The sequence below is a fragment of the Nocardia sp. NBC_01503 genome (assembly GCF_036327755.1).
Taxonomy (GTDB): domain Bacteria; phylum Actinomycetota; class Actinomycetes; order Mycobacteriales; family Mycobacteriaceae; genus Nocardia.
The window spans coordinates 2,582,279-2,598,388 of sequence record NZ_CP109596.1; the positions used below are offsets into that span (position 1 = coordinate 2,582,279).

Here is a 16,110-nt window from a genome sequence, read left to right on the forward strand (position 1 = left end):
ATGTCGGATGACGCTGCCCAGGACAAGAAAACCGAAGACGACTCGATCGCCGAGGCCGATGTACAGGGCAGCGCCGACATAACGCCACCGGCCACCCCGGAGGCGGAGCCGGTCGACGCGGCGGCTGCCGAACCGGCCGCCGCCGTCGAGAAGCCGGACCTGACAAAGGGAACCGACGCGCCCGCTCCCGCTGCCGCCGAGGCGAAGCCCGCGGCCGCCGCGTCAGGTGCCGCCGAGGGCAAGTCGTCCACGCTGAAGTCCGCGTCGCTACCGCTGATCGCCGCCTTCGCGGCGGGCGTCCTGCTGGTCGCCGCCATCGGCGCGGTGGTGTTCTTCTGGCTGCAGTCCGATAAGCGCGAGAACGAGCTCGCCGACCGCGACGACGCCACCAAGGCCGCCTGCGATTTCGTCAAGACCGTCTCGGTCTACGACGAGAAGAGCCTGGGCGACTATGTCCAGCGCGTGCAGGCGTCCACCACCGGTGAGTTCCGTCAGATGTTCGACACCATGTCCGGCGATCTCAAGGACGTGCTCACCAGCGTGCACGCCTCGTCCAAGCTGAATACGGTGCGCTGCGGCTGGGAATCCGGTGACGACTCCAAGGCCACCGTCCTGGTCAGTCTCACCCAGACCTCCAGCAACACCATGCGCGCCCAGCCCCTGGTGCTGACCCTGCCCACCTTCGCCGAACTCGAGAAGAAGGACGGCAAGTGGCTGGTCTCCAAGTTCGAGCCCATCGCCGACAACGGCAATAACGGTCTCTTCCCCGGCGGCGGCACCCCCAACCCCTCCACCCAGCCCGCCCCCACCACCCCGGGAGCCCCCGCTCCCGCCCCGGCCCCGGGCAACTAACCGGACCAACACAAAAGCCCGCCCTTAGTGGGCGGGCTTTTCTGCTATCCGGGGTTGAGGTAACGACCCAACACCGGCGTCAGCGCCCTGTTTGCCGGGGTGGTGCGAAGCGCCGAGACCCAGGTCAGTGGTTGCGTGGGGTGGTGCGAAGCGCCGAGACCCAGGTCAGTGGTTGCGTGGGGTGGTGCGAAGCGCCGAGACCCAGGTCAGTGGTTGCGTGGGGTGGTGCGAAGCGCCGAGACCCAGGTCAGTGGTTGCGTGGGGTGGTGCGAAGCGCCGAGACCCAGGTCAGTGGTTGCGCGAGGTGGTGCGAAGCCCCACGACCCAGGTCAGTGTTGCGCGGGGTGGTGCGAAGCCGCACGACCTAGGTCAGCACGCCCGTTTTACGGGGGTTTGGGGGCGAAGCCCCCAAGACCTAACGTCAGTTTCTCCCCAACACTTTGTTCTCAGAACAGTGTGAGCGCGTCCGGCGCAGGCGCTTTCGCCGCTGCCCGCCGACGCGGAGTCGCGGGCACGGTATGCGCCTGCGCCACCACCTTTTCGGTGGCAGCGGCGACACTCTCCACCGGGCTGATCACCGGGATCTCCTCGGTGGCGGGTTCGAGCGGGATGGGCTCGGTGACAGGCTCATCGGGTGTGGGCTCGGGCGAAGGCTCCAATGCCCCGGCGGCGATGGCGCGCGCCGCCTGCCCGCAGAGCGTGTCGGCCTGCTCGTTGAAGTAGTTGCCGACGTGTCCGCGGACCCATCGGAAGCGCACCGGCCCGGGCCGGGTGCTGATGGCCTGGTCGATCTGCTGGATGAGTTCGAGGTTCTTCACCGGTCCCCCGGTGGAGGTCTTCCACCCGTTCCGCCGCCACCCGTTGATCCATTCGGAGGCGCATTTGATGGCGTAGAGCGAATCGGATTCGATGAGCAGCGGCTCCGAGTCGGGATGCGCGCGTATGGCCTCCAATAGCGCGCGTAGCTCCGCGATCTGATTGGTGCCCGATGGCGCACCGCCGCTGGCCGATCCACCCGCGTGATTGACCCACGCCCAGCCGATGGCTCCGCCCGGGTTACGCAGGCAAGATCCGTCGGTGCTCACGATGATCATGCTCGCAACCCTACGCAATCCGGCCGACAAGATCCGTTCCGTGGAATTCCTCTATCTCCCTTCGCAATTGCGATTCGGTGCGTCGCACGGCCGATTGTACGGCGGCAGCCAGCATTCGGGAGAGCAGGCGGCCGGTGAGCCCTTGCGGGGCCCAGTACTCGGTTTCCGAGGTCAGCACCGCTCGACCGTAGCCGAGCGGATCGAAGCGCAGGGTGATGACGCACAGTGGCGCGCTGCACGGCGAGTTGCCGTCGTGACCCTGCGCGGGCGCTGACTTCCCCGTCCCGCGCCTGCGCAGGGTGTACTCGATGACCGCGTTGCGGCGGTAGTCGGTGATCTCGCATTCGATGACCGGATGCCAGAAACCGATCCGCAGGGTTGCTCCGAAGATGGCTCCGGAGCCATGATCGCTGTCTCCGAGCGGTTCGAAGGCGGCGACCGCGAAGGCCCAGTCGGGTACGAACTGATGGTTGTCCGTGTACGTGAACGCGACCTCCACCGGTGCCCCGACGTCACTCGCGTATTTCATGTGGCCCATAGGCTGCTCCCTGTCCCACGGCTGCCACAAAAGTACTACAGAAATCCTATTTATTGAATGGATACCCGGATTTGCCGTCCGGACGCTAATTCGGTCAATCGTCCAATTGTGCGGCGATATGCGCCGCGATCGGCAGCGCCGAGGTCGCCGCCGGTGACGGCGCATTCAGCACATGCACCGAGCGCGGCGTCCGCTCGATCAGGAAATCGTGCACCAGCGTCCCATCGGCTCGCACCGCCTGCGCGCGAATCCCGGCCTCGCGTGGCAACAGATCCGCTACCGTCAGCTCCGGGCAGTACCGACGGCACTCCGCCAGATATCCGCGCCGGAAAATCGAATTGCGCATCTCGCGCAGCCCGGTCCGCACATTGGCGGCCGCCACCCGGTGAAATCCCCGGAACCCCAGGATCTCCCGCGCGTCCCGCAGATTCACGCTCCCCTTGCGATACCCCTCGCGCGCCAGCCCGAGCACCGCATTGGGGCCGACGGTCAGTTCGCCGTCGATGGTGGGGCTCAAATGCACACCCAGGAACGGCAATTCGGGATCCGGAATGGGGTATATGAGCGTCCGCACCAGATCCCCGCGCTCCGGCGGTAATTGGTAGTACTCGCCGCGGAACGGGACGATGCGCAGGTCGGACCCTACGCCGGCGAGCCGGGCCAGCCGATCGGCCTGTAGGCCACCGCACACCACCAGCCGTGCCGCCCGCCAACTCCCGGCGGGGCCGGAAACCGTTACCCCGTCCGAGTTCTCGTCGATGGCGGTGATCTCCGCGCCGAGCACGATCTCACCCCCGGCCGCGCGCACCGCGTCGGCGAGCGCGGTGGTGACCCGCGTGTAGTCGATGATCCCGGTGCTCGGCACGAACAGCGCGCCGACTCCGGTGACCCGTGGTTCGCGTCGGGTGAGCTCGGCGGCGTCGAGCAGCTCCACCTCGACGCCGTTGGTCACCGACCGCTCGTACAGCGCCAGCATGCGCGCGTGTTCGGCGGAGTCGGTGGCCACCAGCAGCTTTCCGCACACCCGGAACGGAATGTCGTGTGCGGCGGCGAAGTCCTTGGTCTGTTCCGCCCCGGCGCGGCACAGCCGGGCTTTGAGACTGCCGGGTTCGTAGTAGATGCCGGAGTGGATGACTCCGCTGTTGTGCCCGGTCTGATGCACCGCCAGCGCCTGCGCCTTCTCGACCAGCAGCAGGCTCGCACCCGGATGCCGGTCGAGAATGCGGTGCGCGGTGGCCACCCCGACGATGCCGCCGCCGATCACGCAGTAGTCGTACACACCAGGAAGTTTCACACAGCGGTGGAGCCCGGTGTGTTGTGCCGATCCAGCCGCACGTCATAGCGGCCGAGTGTCGGATCGGAGAGTGTCAGTGTGACCGCACCGCTGCGGGTGTCCACATCGGTGCGCAGTTGGGTATTGGCGGACGGATCCGAGCCGATGCCGAGGGTCTCCCCGAGCGGGGTGTGCAGCACCAGATCCGCCATGGTGGCGAAGACATTGGTGTCCACCGTGACGGAGATCGAATTGCGTTGGACCGGAACCACCGCCGCGTCGAGGTAGGCGGTGCCCAGTCGCAACTGTCCGGCAATCGGATTTCGTTCGGTCGCGGGGGACGCTTCGGTCCGGGATTGTGAGAGCGTGCCCGGAATATCTTGCGGCATGGTGGTTTCCATCGGGTGCGGTGTGAAATACGCTGCCAGCCCGATGGTGTCGGCGAGCGGGGTGATGCTGCCGGTCTGCGGATCGGTATCCCCGGACAGTGCCGCGGGTGTGTGCGGTGCGGTGGGCGCCGCGATGACGGCCCCGGATTTCTCGGTTCCGGCCATCTGATTGGCGATATAGGAGCCGGCGGCGACGGTGAGTCCGATGCTCGCCATTCCGGCGGTGACGATGGCGCTGTAGCGGAGCACCTGTGCCGCACGCCGCGATGATCCTGCGGCCTGCGTCGCGAGTTGATGCGACATGACTGGTGCGGTCCTTTCCCTCTCCCCTGGTCCCCCTGCGTCTTTCGACGCCCACGACCCGCACCATTGAAAGTCGTACGCCCGTCCAGGTTACGGCGGCGCACGGTGGCACCCCCGTCCTACGAGACCAGGATCACAGCGACTGTACCGGCAGATGAGACTGCAACGTCCAGAATGCGAACTTCGCATGGTTTGCGCATCCGCAGGTTTCCGCTGTCGGAAGGGTGGGTAAATACCTGAGAGCGGCGAGCGCCAACTCGACTGCCATCGAGGACCTCCGGCCAATGTCGTCCGGTCGGCACCAGGCACGGCGCACCCATCGGTGGCGCTCGCTCGCTCTACTCCCTGGGAATTGGGGAATCTGGCCGGAGGCCGGGATCGGAGGCGGGTCAGTCGAACTGACCCGCCGTCCGGCCCGCTCCGGGCGGACCGGCGAAAGCCTGTGCCAGACCCAGCCATTCGATCGCATCCGCACCCGTCACTCGCAGGGCGAGGTCGTCGAGGTGGCGGCGCTGGGTGACGGCGAGGCAGAAGTCCATGGCGGGGCCGGTGATTCGCTGCGGCGCGTCGATCGGTCCCCAGCTCCAGATGTCGCCGCCGGGCGCGGTCAGTTCGATTCGGAACTCTTCGGCGGGCGCGGCGCGCCCATGCGTCATATACGCGAAGTTGCGAGTTCGCACGCCCAAGTGCGCGACATTCTTCAACCGGTCGGTCGGTTCGCGGGTGACGCCGAGCGCGTCCGCCACATCCTGTCCGTGCGCCCAGGTCTCCATGAGTCGCGCGGTCACCATGGACGCCGCGCTCATGGGCGGTCCGAACCACGGCAGTTTGGTTCCGGCGGGCACCGTGCGCAGCGCCTCGACCAGGGCGAGCCGATCGCGCCGCCAGGCGGCGAGCAGTTCGGGCGCGGGAGTCTTGGCTTCTTCCTCGGCGGCCTCGTCCACGAAGGTGAGCGCCTTGGGCAGGGCGGCCTGGACCACGGCATCGAAGGCCGGCGCATCGGTCGCGGCCAGTACGGCGACGCGATCGGTCCAGGTCAGATGCCCGATCTGATGGGCAATGGTCCAGCCGGCCGCGGGTGTGTCGCGCTGCCATTCGGCAGGGTCGAGATCGGCGATGAGCCGGTCCAGATCGTCGCACTCGGCGGTGAAGTCGGCGAGCAGCGCCTCGAGATCGGCCATCGAAAGTCCTTGTCGCTCAACCCTGCTGTGCCGAGATGGTCACAGGGTCGGCACGCACCTCGTTGTGCGTGCCTTCCGTCGGCCAGCATCGCAGCGCGGGGCGAAAAATGCAAGCACGCGTGCTTGTATTTGTCCCGAAAAAGTCCTCTACCAGCCGAAAAGGATCAGGTGAACCAGGCCGACAACCAGGCCGAGCGCCGCGCCGTGCAGGTAGAGCAGCCAGGCGTCCTGCTCCACCGAGGCGTAGAACATCTCCATGAACTCGCCGGGGGTGAGCTGCTGCAGTTTCCGTGCGGCGAATTCGTCGATCTTCTTGGCCTGCGCCGCCGCGAACTCCTCGTCTTCCACCAGACTCGGGGTGAGTCCGGCCGCCGCGACCGCCGCGCCCACCTTCAGATTGTCGAATTGCCGCGCGCCGAAGACGGTGCGCACGAAGGTGTGCGTCGGGCCGAGCTGCCGGTGGATCTCCGCGGCGATGAGGCGCTCCAGTAGCTGCCGAGTCTTGTCGCCGTTGGTGCCGTCCAGCAGTTCCTTGGCCAGATTGGGCAGGGTCAGCACCTGGTAGGCGAGGATATGCGCGAGGTCGGCGGCGGCCTCGGGCTGGCGTTTGGCCAGCAGCGCCTGCTTCCACAGGTATTTGTAGCGCGGCTGCGGATCGCCCGGTTCGAACACCATCTTCACCGCGATCACATTGACCAGTACGCCGATGGCGGCCGCCGCGGTCAGGATGACGGCCCAGTTCGGTATCCAGCCGATAATCGGAATGCTCTGGTGCACATGCATATACAGCGCCAGCAGCACGCCGAACGGTGCGCCTAGCAGACCGATGCGCACCATGAATTTCAGTTCGGGCGCGGCGATGGTGGTGGTGAGGTCCTTCAGGATGTGCGGATTCTCCTGCAGGTACCGGATGACGAAGGTCTTGATATCGATGAGCTGGTCGACATTGTCGCCGAGCTGTTCGAAGGCGCGCCGGGCCAGCGTCGGCAGTTCGCGCTCCACCCGCTGGTAGAGCACATTGCGGGCGGCGCGCGGTACCGCGCCCCACAGGTCCGGGTTCTCCCGCTTCATGATCTCGTTCACCATGGACGGCACCTGTTTGCGGCCGACATCGGCGATGTAGTCGGCGATACCGTCCAGGTCGAGTTCGTGGATGAAATCGCGCGGACTGCCGATGCGCATGATCGCGACATCCACGCAGATACTCGCCATCTTCTCGGCGCGCGCGGGAATGAAGCCCTGGAAACCGAGCTGTTTCCCGTCACCGGAGAAGGTGGGCAGCACCTGGACGCGACGCGGCAGATACGGGTAGAGGATGTCCAGCCCCGGAATGCGAATACCGCGAAAGTAGAGCGGCCAGAACAACATCAGTACGCCGGTCCAGTTGGTCAGCCAACCGGCGATGGCGCTGAAGATCGGGAAACTGATCAGATCGACGACGAGTTTGGGCTGGCCGGTCAGCTGCTCCCAGTCGATGAAAGCACCCGAGGCCAATGTCGTCATTGCTGCGTCCCCCTGTTGGCCGAGCCGATGGTGAGAAAACGGACACACAACACTCTCACCGGTGAAGGGTGCTGTCAAAAGGTCGATGGCCTCGGAGAACGTGTCATATTGTGCGTGCTTTCCGGAGACAGGGAATACTGGTCAGTCGACCAGAACAATGGGTGGGATGACAACGCGAAAAGGGAGCGATCGATGAATGTGGACCGCCGTGGCTTTCTGACCGGCGCGGCCACCGCCGCCGGACTGGCCACCGCCGCGAGCCTGACGAGCGCCGGTACCGCCGGAGCCCAGCCCGCGCCCGCCACCACGGTCGCGAAACTGCCTTTCCCGGAAGGTGATTCGCTGCGCATCCTGGTGACCGGCGATGCCGGAACCGGCGCCCGCCCGCAATGGGCCGTCGCCGACGCCGCCCGTGCCCTGCACGCGCGCGAGCCGTTCTCCCTCGCCCTCGGCCTAGGCGACAATGTGTACGAACAGGGTCCGTGGGCCGATGACGACGCCCAGTTCAACGCCAAATTCGAGGACCCCAATCGCGGCCTCGACTTCCCCTGGATCATGGTGCAGGGCAATCACGACAACAGTTCGATCCTGCCCGGCGACGGCGGCTGGCTGCTGCGCGGTGACCATGAGGTCGCCTATCATTCGCGCTCCGAACGCTGGTGGATGCCGTCGCGCTACTACTCGGTGCCGATCGGCTCGCTGGTCGAATTCTTCGTATTGGATCTGAATCCCATCGCGGCCTATCTGCCGCCGCTGTTCGAACCGTACTGGGCGGCCGACGGTCAATTCATGACCGAACAGGCGGCCTGGCTGGATGGCGCGCTCGCGGCGTCGACCGCCAAGTGGAAGATCGTCTGCACGCATCACCCGTATCTGAGCAATGGCAGTCACGGAAATGCCGGTGCATACGAGGGTTTGAATATCGCGCCCATCAACGGCATTCATGTGAAGGAGTTCTTCGAGGCCCATGTGCTGGGCCGCGCCCAGTTCCTGCTCTCCGGGCATGATCACTGCCTGCAGGTGCTGGAACCGACCGCGGCGTGCAAGGGCACCCGGCAGCTCGTCTCGGGGGCGGCCGCCAAGACCAACTCCGGTGCGCATGCCACGGACAGCCGCAAGGTCACCCCGGCGCTGTTCGAGAACTTCACCGACCTCGGGTTCATGGTGCTGGAGTTGACCGCGTCCTCGGCGGACCTGACCGTTCACACCGTCGATCCCTCGAACGGTCAGTCCACCAACGCTTTCCAGCGCCGCCTGGTCTAGGGCGCTACCGTCATCCCGGCATGTTTTCGGCCGGGATCCACACTCAAGGCTTCAGCACGATCCGAATCGGGTTGCCTTCCTTGGCATCCAGGGCGTGCACCGCCTTGGCGGCATCGGCCAGCGGCACCACCGCGCTGACCGACCGCGAGAAGTCGACCCGGTTCAAACCCTGCAACTTCACCAGCTGGGTGACATGATCCGGCTCGGAGCCGTAATGTCCGCGCAGCTGCTGCTGGAAGAAGCTGAAAGCCGTTCCGCCGGTAATGGTTATGGGTTTGTTGGTCAGACCGACCAGCACCAGACGGCCCTTCGGAGCCAGGCAGACGGCGGCCTGCTCGCGCACCGCCGCCACGCCCGCGAAGTCGAAGGCGGCCGCGAGTCCGGTGCCGGTGGCCTGGAAGATCTTCTGCCGCAGGTCCGGATCGGCCGGATCGAAGGCGAAGTCCGCGCCGAATTCCAGGGCGCGCTCGCGGGCGGCGGGCAGCGGATCGACGGCGATGATCGGTGCCGCGCCGACCAGGCGCAGCAATTGCACACCGTGTGCGCCGAGTCCGCCCACACCCCAGACACCCACCGCCTCACCGGCTTTCACCTCACCGGTGGCGGTGACGGCGGCCCACGGGGTGGAGACCGCGTCCGGAATGAAGCACGCCTGCTCGAACGGCAGTTCATCCGGAATCGGCACCAGGGTGTCGACGCGGGCGAGCGTGTACTCGGCCCAGCCGCCGTCGTAATCCACACCGCGGGTGAAGGTGGCCGCACCGCGAACTTCCCCGGCCTGCAACAACACCCGATCCCCGACCTCGGCGGCGGTGACCCCCGGGCCGAGCTGGTGCACGGTTCCGGCCACCTCGTGCCCGAGCGTGACGACATCGCCCTTCAGGAACAGCGGCGTCAGCGTCCCGTCGATGAGATGCACATCCGACAGGCACACCCCCGCCGCCTCCACCTTCACCAGCACATGATCCGGTCCGGGCTCGGGCACCGGCACCTCGTCGAGTTCCAGCCTGCGATTCGGTCCCAGGTGTAGTCGTGCGGCCAGCATGTTCATCGACTCCTATGGCATTGGTCCGGCATCGTCTCCGCCCGCCATGCTAGGTCGCCCACGCACACCCCATGCCCGATTCGCCCGCTACCAGCGGGTCAAGGTGGGGTGCGGGCACCTCCACCTACGTGAAGGCCCATTCGCGATGAGGTCCCAACTGCGATTAGGTCCCCATCGCGGTGTGGCCCCGCTGGCGATGAGGTCCCCAATAGCCGTGTGGCTCTGCTGGCGATGAGGCTCGACATGCGTTGCGGGCGAGCCACTTCGCCTGCGATGCGGACGATCGGCTCCGTCATCCCCGCGTGCGCCTTCTCGTCATCCCGGCGTGCTTTCGGCCGGGATCTCACTGTGTCGGTGACTATCCGTCGCATCCGTCGTTGCCAGGAACTCGGTGATGATGGCGGTGACCTCGGGCGCGCGCTCCAGCATGGGCACATGCCCGCACCGGTCGAGCCATTCGGCGCGTTCCGGGCGCAGTTGTGCGTTCAGGGTGCGGCCCGCGGCGGCGGACAGCACGCGATTCTCAGTGCCCCAGATGGTGCAGACCGGCGGCAGTTGTTCGCGGTCCGGCCAATCATCCAGGGCGGCAAAGCAAGACAGGTCGCGGACCAGGCCGACCAGGGCGCGCGCCGGGAACCCCGCCGAAAGCGGCTGCACATACGGGCATTCGCGGTAGGCGCGCCCACTGGAGAACCAGGATCGAATGGTGCCGCGCGCGAACCACTTCGGCGTATGCCAGTCGAAGAGGGCGCGGGCGGCGGGATCGGGCAGACCGCGGGTGATGCGGGCGGGTACGCGCAGATCACCGTGCATGGCGGTGGATTCGGTGAGCGGATTGATCGCCACCACCGCGCGAAAGAGTTCGGGATACCGGCGCGCGAGGGTCAGGCTGATGGCCGAGCCGAGGCAATTGCCGACCATGGCGACCCTGGACAACTGCCGGTCGAGCAGGAACTGCCGCACCAGTTCGGCGTATCGATCGAGGGTGTAACCACTTTCGGGCTGATCGGCGGACCCGTAACCGGGCAGGTCCAGCGCGTATACCCGGTATTTCCTTGCGAGCGCGGTGATCTGGGGCGTCCAGATCACATGCGATGAGCCCGCATTGTGCAGCATCACCACCGGCGGACCGCTGTCTCCCCGCTGTAGATAGCTCAGGCGGGTGCCGTCGTACGCGAAGTTTTCCATTGCGCTCCAGGTGGCTTCGTTGCCGGTGGTCTTCCCATGGTCCTCCGGAAAGGCCGGGGGCTGAAGCTGTTTTCCGGATTCGCCGGTGCGTGTTCAGGCGTGCGCGATCTCGCTGAGTCCGCGGTCCAGGAACCCGATCATCCAGTCGAAGCTGTCCTCGACGTCTTCGCGCATCTGGAAGCCGTCCGACGCCTGCAGGGCGGCGAAGCCGTGGAAGGTGCAGCGCAGCGTGCGGATGGCGTGCACCATGTCGCGTTCGGGGATGCCGTACCCGCGCAACACCACCTGCAGGGATTCCAATACTCGTGTACTCGAGTGCAGTAGTGGGTCTTCGGGCCCGGTGGTGCTCGCGCCGACGGTGGCGGCGTATCTGCCCGGATACTCGGTCACATAGTGGCGGAAGGCTTTCGCGAACGCGGCCAGGGCCGCGCTGCCGGAACGTCCGTGCATGGCATCGCGCAGGGTCTGGTCCAGTTCGCTCATAGCGAGGGTGGCGATGCCGTGCTGTAGGTCGGCCAAGCTGTCGATGTGCTTGTACAGCGAGGGTGTTCGCACACCGAGCCGCGCGGCCAGGGGGCTGAGCGCCAGGTTCGTGTAACCGAGGTCGTCGGCGAGCTGTGCGCCCGCCGCGACAACCTCGGTCCTACTGAGCCCGGCTCTAGGCATGTGCGTGCTCCTTCAAGAACGGCAGAATCAGGGCGGCGGTCTGCTCGGGTGACTGTGCATGAGGGTAGTGGCCGCCGTTGTCGACCAGGCCCAGGCTGCCCAGACCGGCGGGGAGCGCGGCGATGACGGCCTTGCCCTCGGCTTCCGGGTTCGGGAAATCCGGATCGGCGGTGCCCATGATGATCAGCGCGGGCTGGGTGACGTTCGGCAGTTGCGCCTGCGCGTCGGCCGGGGTCGACTTGCCGGTCTTCATGAATTCGCCCATGCGGCCGGGTTCGCTCAGCTTGGCGATACCGGCGGCCATGTACTCGGCGTAGTCGGCGGGCTTGGTCGGGTAGGCCACGTTCAGGTACTTCTCCCACAGGCTGAGGCTCTTGAACATCATGGTTCCCATCAGCGGGAACATGCCACGGCGGTAGCGGGATACGGTGAACAGCGCACTCACCGAAGCTTTTTGGGTCAGTGTGAAGGGGTTGATCTCCACAATGCCGCGCACCAGGTCGGGTGATTTCGCGGCGGCGATGGTGGCCGCGCCACCGGAGATGGAGTGCCCCACGATGATCGCCGGTCCGGCATTCAGCTTCGTGATGACGGCGAGCAGATCATCGGCCACATCGGTGCGGCTGATGGCCTCCTTACCGGTCTCGGAGACCCAGTTCATGCTGGAGTCGCCGTGCCCGCGCAGATCGGTGCTGACCACCCGGTATCCGGCGGCGGCGATCATCGGGGCCAGGAAGCGGTAGGACTGGCGGCGGTCGCCGATGCCGTGCGAGAGCACCACGAGCGGCCCTTCGCCGATCGAGTCGTAGGCGATCCGGCCACCGTCGATGTCCATGTATTCGGTCATGTCATTCACTCCCTTGAAAGCTAACTGCGATAGCCATAAAGCTAATCGCTTTAGCCAATCCCGTCAACCCCCAATCAGTGGCATGTCAGGTCGGCATCAGGCCGGTATCAGCGGCGGCGGTGAAAGTACTGCTCATGAACAACGCATTCCAGACCCCCGCCCCCATCGCCATCACCGTCGACGTGCTCAGCGCCGAGGTCACCGTCATCGCCTCGGACCGCTCCGACACCGTCGTCACCGTCCAGCCCGCCGATGCGGCCAAGAAGGGTGACGTCCGCGCCGCCGAACACACCAAGGTCGAGTTCGCGGCCGGTGTCTTGACCGTGTGGACGCCGAAGAACTGGCGCACCTACGCCGCCTTCGGCGGCAACCCCTCGATCCAGGTGACCATCGAGGCGCCCGCCGGCTCCCAACTGAAGGCCACCTCCGGGGTGGGCCGACTGCGCACCTTCGGCGCACTCGGCCAGAGCGATCTGGAGATCGCGCTCGGCGACATCCTGGTCGACCTCGCCGCCGACTCGGTGACCGCCAAGACCTCGAAGGGCGATATCCGTATCGCCGAAGCCGTGCGCGGGGTGCTGAGCCTCGAGACCTCCGTCGGTGAGCTCGAGGTCGGTATCCACCCGGGCAGCGCGGTGCAACTGGAGACCAACACCAAGCAGGGCTCCGTGCGGAACCGGCTACCGGCGGTCGCCGGTGCGCAGGAGAACATCGTGCGGGTCTACGCGCACAGCGCGCTCGGCAATATCAATGTGCACAATGCCGAGGCGGTCAGCGCGCGAGCGTGACCGCGACCAGTTCATGCCAGTCCGCCTGTGCCCCATCTCCTATCGCCTCGGTGAAGCCCGCTTCACCGAGGCGATCTCGTGCCGCCTGCTCGATCCTGCGCACATCCGGTTGGGAGAGATCGCGCAGCCCGCGCACTCCGGTGCTCGCCGCCAGCAGTCGCGCGGCCTGCTCATACTGATCTGCGCGCAGTGCCAGATCCGCTATGCCGACCAGGATTTGGGCGATGAGTGGTGCGTACCCCGCTGTGGCCGCCGCCTCGAAGGCCGCCGCGTGTTCGGTGCGGGCCGTGTCGAGATCGTCCGCGAGATAGCCGAGCAGATCGTGCACGATGGCATCGATCTGCGACTGATCCGTTTCGCTGCCCAAAGCCTTTGTCGCGGACGCGATCTGGCTGTGCGCCTGTTCGGCATCGCCGTTCCAGCGCGCCAGGGTGGCCTTCGCGAGGGCCAGTTCGGTCAGCGCGCTCGGCCAGGCCGCCTGCTCCGCATACCGCTGCGCTTCGGCCATGGCGGTCGTGCTCGCCGCCGAATCATCCAGCAGCCAATACAATTGGGCCTGCCGTGCGCGCAGGCGAACCAGATCCTCGATCGCGCCGACCTCGGTGACCACCGCGATCGCCTCGTCGAAATACGTGACCGCACGGGCGAATTCGCCGCGCATGGCGATTCTGTCCGCCAATTCGGTCAGCGCGAACGACACTCCCCAGCGTTCGCCGATCGCCCGGAACTCGTCCAGCGCCGTCTCGAGGTACCCGTCGGCTTCGGTGCCCGGCTGGCCGATGGTGATTCGCATCTTGCCCAGCTGTAGCCGGGACAGCGCCCGCACCCAGGGATCGTCATCGGTGAGCAGCGGTTCGAACGCGGTCAGTATCGCGTCCGGACCCTCCAGTAGGCGTTCGAGCGCGCCGATGAATCGCAGCAGCGGGTAGCGGGCGCCGCTGGTCCGGCTGAATTGGGCCGCCTTGTGGATCCAATCCTGCAGTTGGACAGCGTCATTGCGCCCGGAGGAGAGGAAATGTACGACCATCGCGTACACCATGGCGCGGGTCTCGTCGTCCACCTCCGCCGCAGAGTCGGCGGCCGCGAGGACGAACTCCGTGCCCTCGGCCTTATGCCCGCCGAGCCACCAGTACCAGCCCGCGGGGGCGGCGAGCCGCATGGCTCCGGCCGTATCGCCGGCGGCGAGCGCGCTCCGCATGGCGGCGGCGATATTGTCATGTTCGGCCTCGAGCAGCGTGAGCCACTTCAATTGGTCGGCGCGGCGCAGCTGCGGTTCGGCGGTATCGGCGAGTTCGGTGAAGTACGCCAGGTGCGCGCGCCGGGCCGAATCCGCTTCTCCCGCTTCGTCGAGCCGCTCCCGGGCGTACTGCTCGATGGTGGTGAGCATGCGATAGCGCGGCCCGCTGTCACCGGTGGTGAGCAACAGCGACTTCTCGGTGAGCGCGGTCAGCAGTTCCAGCACCTCCCACTGTTCGACCGTATCGCCGACGCAAACCTGTTCGGCCGCTTCGAGACTCGCGCCACCGGAGAAGACCGCCAGGCGGCGCAGCACCGTTCGCTCGGCGTCGGTGAGCAGCTCCCAGCTCCAGTCGACCACCGCGCGCAGGGTGCGATGCTGCGGTATCGCGGTGCGGCTGCCCCCGGTCAGCAGTCGGAAGCGATCGTCGAGGCGATCGGCGAGCTGCTCCAGGGACATGGTGCGCAATCTGGCCGCGGCCAATTCGATGGCGAGCGGAATTCCGTCCAGCGCCCGGCAGACGCGCGCCATGGTCGGCAGCAGACTCGCGTCGGTCGCGAGCTCCTTGCGCACCGCACCGGCCCGATCGCGCAACAGTTGTACGGCCGGGGAGGATTCGATCCGGTCGGGGGCCGCGTCCGCGGCGGGCAGGGTCAGCGGGACGACCTGCCAGAGCGCCTCACCGGTGATGCCGAGCGGTTCGCGACTGGTGGCCAGGATGCGCACCCTGCGGCATTCGCCGAGCAGGCGGTGCGCGAAGGTCGCGGCCGCCTCGATGATGTGTTCGCAATTGTCCAGGATCAGCAGGGTTTCGCGTTCGCGGACCGCCGCGATGAGCCGGTCCATGGGCTCCGCGTCCGGCGCGCCACCGTGCAGCGCATCGCGCAGTCCGAGTGCTGCGAGCGCCGATTGGGCGATATCGCCGCCCGCGCCGATCGAGGCCAGCTCGACCAGCCAGGCGCCCTCGGGCAGATCCTCGAGGAGGGTCCGCGCGGTCTCCACCGCGAGCCGGGTCTTACCGGAGCCGCCCGGACCGGTCAGGGTGGTGAGCCGATGCTCGGCGATGAGTTCGCGCACCACCGCGATATCACCGTATTTGCCCACGTAGCTGGTCAATTCGGCGCGCAGATTGGTCTTGCGGTCCTGCACCTGTACCCCGAATTCGCCGCGCAGCAGGGCCACGTGCACGGCGGACAGCTCGGGTGAGGGGTCCGCGCCCAGTTCGTCGGCGAGCGCCTCGCGAGCCTGCTGGTATACGGTCAGGGCCTCATTGCTGCGGCCCGCGCCGCCGAGCGCCCGCATCAGCGCCGCGACGAGCCGCTCCCGCAGCGGATTACGGGTGACCGACTCGGTCAGTTCGGTGATCAGTTCGGTGCCGTGGCCGAGCCGGATCTCCGCCTCGTAGCGATCCTCCATCGCGGCCAGGCGCAAGCCGTCGAGCCGGGTGATCACGGCGTCGAAGCTCTCGCTGTCCTGAACTCCGATGTCCTGCATGGGCGTACCGCGCCACAGCTCGAGGGCTTCGCGCAGCAGCGGGGCCTGCTCGGCGTCGTCCCCGCCCCGGGCCTGGTCCAGGAGTTGTTCGAAGCGAACCGCATCAACGGCGCGCGGCTCCACCGCCAGCCGGTAGCCACCCGCCTGGGCCTCCAGCGAGCCGTCCGGCAGCAGTCTGCGCAGTCGCGATACCAGTGCCTGCAGCGAGTTCGCCGCGTCGGCGGGGAGTTGTTCCCCCCAGATCCAGTCGACCAGTGTCGTTTTCGGGACCACGCGGCCGGGTTCGAGGGCGAGGGCGACCAGCAGCGCCCGCAGCCGGGCGCCGGGTATCTCGATCGATCCGCCGTTGCCGTCACGGATTTCGAGTGGTCCAAGCATCCCGATCTGCACCCGGCCCATTGTGCCGTGGGCCGATCGGCGTGTCAGGTCGGTGTCAGGTCGATATCAGC

13 protein-coding genes and 1 pseudogene are annotated in these 16,110 nt (G+C 66.9%); 3 read left to right on the top strand and 11 right to left on the bottom strand.

Features of this window, described 5'->3' with window-relative positions:
* Nucleotides 1–852 carry a hypothetical protein gene (locus tag OHB26_RS11605; protein ID WP_330184183.1) on the top strand — a complete coding sequence of 284 codons (852 nt, stop codon included), beginning with the start codon at nucleotides 1–3 and terminating at the stop codon, nucleotides 850–852.
* A gap of 587 nt (nucleotides 853–1,439) precedes the next feature.
* On the opposite strand, the pseudogene OHB26_RS11610 reads toward OHB26_RS11605, so the two are convergent.
* The 6 genes and pseudogenes from OHB26_RS11610 to OHB26_RS11635 all read right to left on the bottom strand — a co-directional run.
* Nucleotides 1,440–1,946 (bottom strand): annotated as a pseudogene (locus tag OHB26_RS11610) (ribonuclease H family protein); the annotation flags it as partial.
* A 10-nt stretch (nucleotides 1,947–1,956) separates the two neighbouring features.
* Nucleotides 1,957–2,484, bottom strand: a complete 528-nt coding sequence (locus OHB26_RS11615; protein ID WP_330184185.1) for an SRPBCC family protein — start codon at nucleotides 2,482–2,484, stop codon at nucleotides 1,957–1,959.
* 94 nt (nucleotides 2,485–2,578) lie between these two features.
* Nucleotides 2,579–3,763, bottom strand: coding sequence for an L-2-hydroxyglutarate oxidase (gene lhgO / locus OHB26_RS11620; protein WP_330184186.1), 1,185 nt, complete (start codon nucleotides 3,761–3,763; stop codon nucleotides 2,579–2,581).
* A gap of 11 nt (nucleotides 3,764–3,774) precedes the next feature.
* Complete coding sequence (locus OHB26_RS11625; protein WP_330184187.1) at nucleotides 3,775–4,449, bottom strand: hypothetical protein; 675 nt, start codon at nucleotides 4,447–4,449, stop codon at nucleotides 3,775–3,777.
* Nucleotides 4,450–4,838: 389 nt separating this feature from the next.
* Nucleotides 4,839–5,630: a TIGR03084 family metal-binding protein gene (locus OHB26_RS11630; RefSeq protein WP_330184188.1), complete on the bottom strand. Its 792-nt coding sequence runs from the start codon at nucleotides 5,628–5,630 to the stop codon at nucleotides 4,839–4,841.
* Between the two features lie 147 nt (nucleotides 5,631–5,777).
* Entirely contained in the window at nucleotides 5,778–7,133 is a 1,356-nt protein-coding gene (locus tag OHB26_RS11635; RefSeq protein ID WP_330184189.1) for a hypothetical protein, read from the bottom strand.
* 192 nt (nucleotides 7,134–7,325) lie between these two features.
* Between OHB26_RS11635 and OHB26_RS11640 the strand changes: the two genes are divergently transcribed.
* Nucleotides 7,326–8,396 (top strand): metallophosphoesterase, encoded by a 1,071-nt coding sequence (locus OHB26_RS11640; protein ID WP_330184190.1) that lies wholly within the window; start codon nucleotides 7,326–7,328, stop codon nucleotides 8,394–8,396.
* A 43-nt stretch (nucleotides 8,397–8,439) separates the two neighbouring features.
* On the opposite strand, the gene OHB26_RS11645 is transcribed toward OHB26_RS11640, so the two are convergent.
* From OHB26_RS11645 to OHB26_RS11660, 4 genes are all read right to left on the bottom strand, one after another.
* The gene (locus OHB26_RS11645; RefSeq protein ID WP_330184191.1) at nucleotides 8,440–9,447 is read right to left on the bottom strand and encodes a zinc-binding dehydrogenase; all 1,008 of its coding nucleotides are present in this window, start codon (nucleotides 9,445–9,447) and stop codon (nucleotides 8,440–8,442) included.
* Between the two features lie 309 nt (nucleotides 9,448–9,756).
* The gene (locus tag OHB26_RS11650) at nucleotides 9,757–10,629 is read right to left on the bottom strand and encodes an alpha/beta fold hydrolase (RefSeq protein ID WP_330184192.1); all 873 of its coding nucleotides are present in this window, start codon (nucleotides 10,627–10,629) and stop codon (nucleotides 9,757–9,759) included.
* Between the two features lie 93 nt (nucleotides 10,630–10,722).
* Nucleotides 10,723–11,295 carry a TetR/AcrR family transcriptional regulator gene (locus tag OHB26_RS11655; RefSeq protein ID WP_330184193.1) on the bottom strand — a complete coding sequence of 191 codons (573 nt, stop codon included), beginning with the start codon at nucleotides 11,293–11,295 and terminating at the stop codon, nucleotides 10,723–10,725.
* A complete protein-coding gene (locus OHB26_RS11660; RefSeq protein WP_330184194.1) occupies nucleotides 11,288–12,142 on the bottom strand; it encodes an alpha/beta fold hydrolase in 855 nt (284 codons plus the stop codon). The genes OHB26_RS11655 and OHB26_RS11660 overlap by 8 nt, the downstream gene beginning before the upstream one ends.
* 134 nt (nucleotides 12,143–12,276) lie before the next feature.
* On the opposite strand from OHB26_RS11660, the gene OHB26_RS11665 reads away from it, so the two are divergent.
* The gene (locus OHB26_RS11665; protein ID WP_330184195.1) at nucleotides 12,277–12,930 is read left to right on the top strand and encodes a DUF4097 family beta strand repeat-containing protein; all 654 of its coding nucleotides are present in this window, start codon (nucleotides 12,277–12,279) and stop codon (nucleotides 12,928–12,930) included.
* Here OHB26_RS11665 and OHB26_RS11670 read toward each other — a convergent pair.
* Nucleotides 12,914–16,060: a BTAD domain-containing putative transcriptional regulator gene (locus tag OHB26_RS11670; RefSeq protein WP_330184196.1), complete on the bottom strand. Its 3,147-nt coding sequence runs from the start codon at nucleotides 16,058–16,060 to the stop codon at nucleotides 12,914–12,916. The genes OHB26_RS11665 and OHB26_RS11670 overlap by 17 nt on opposite strands.
* Between the last annotated feature and the right edge of the window lie 50 nt (nucleotides 16,061–16,110).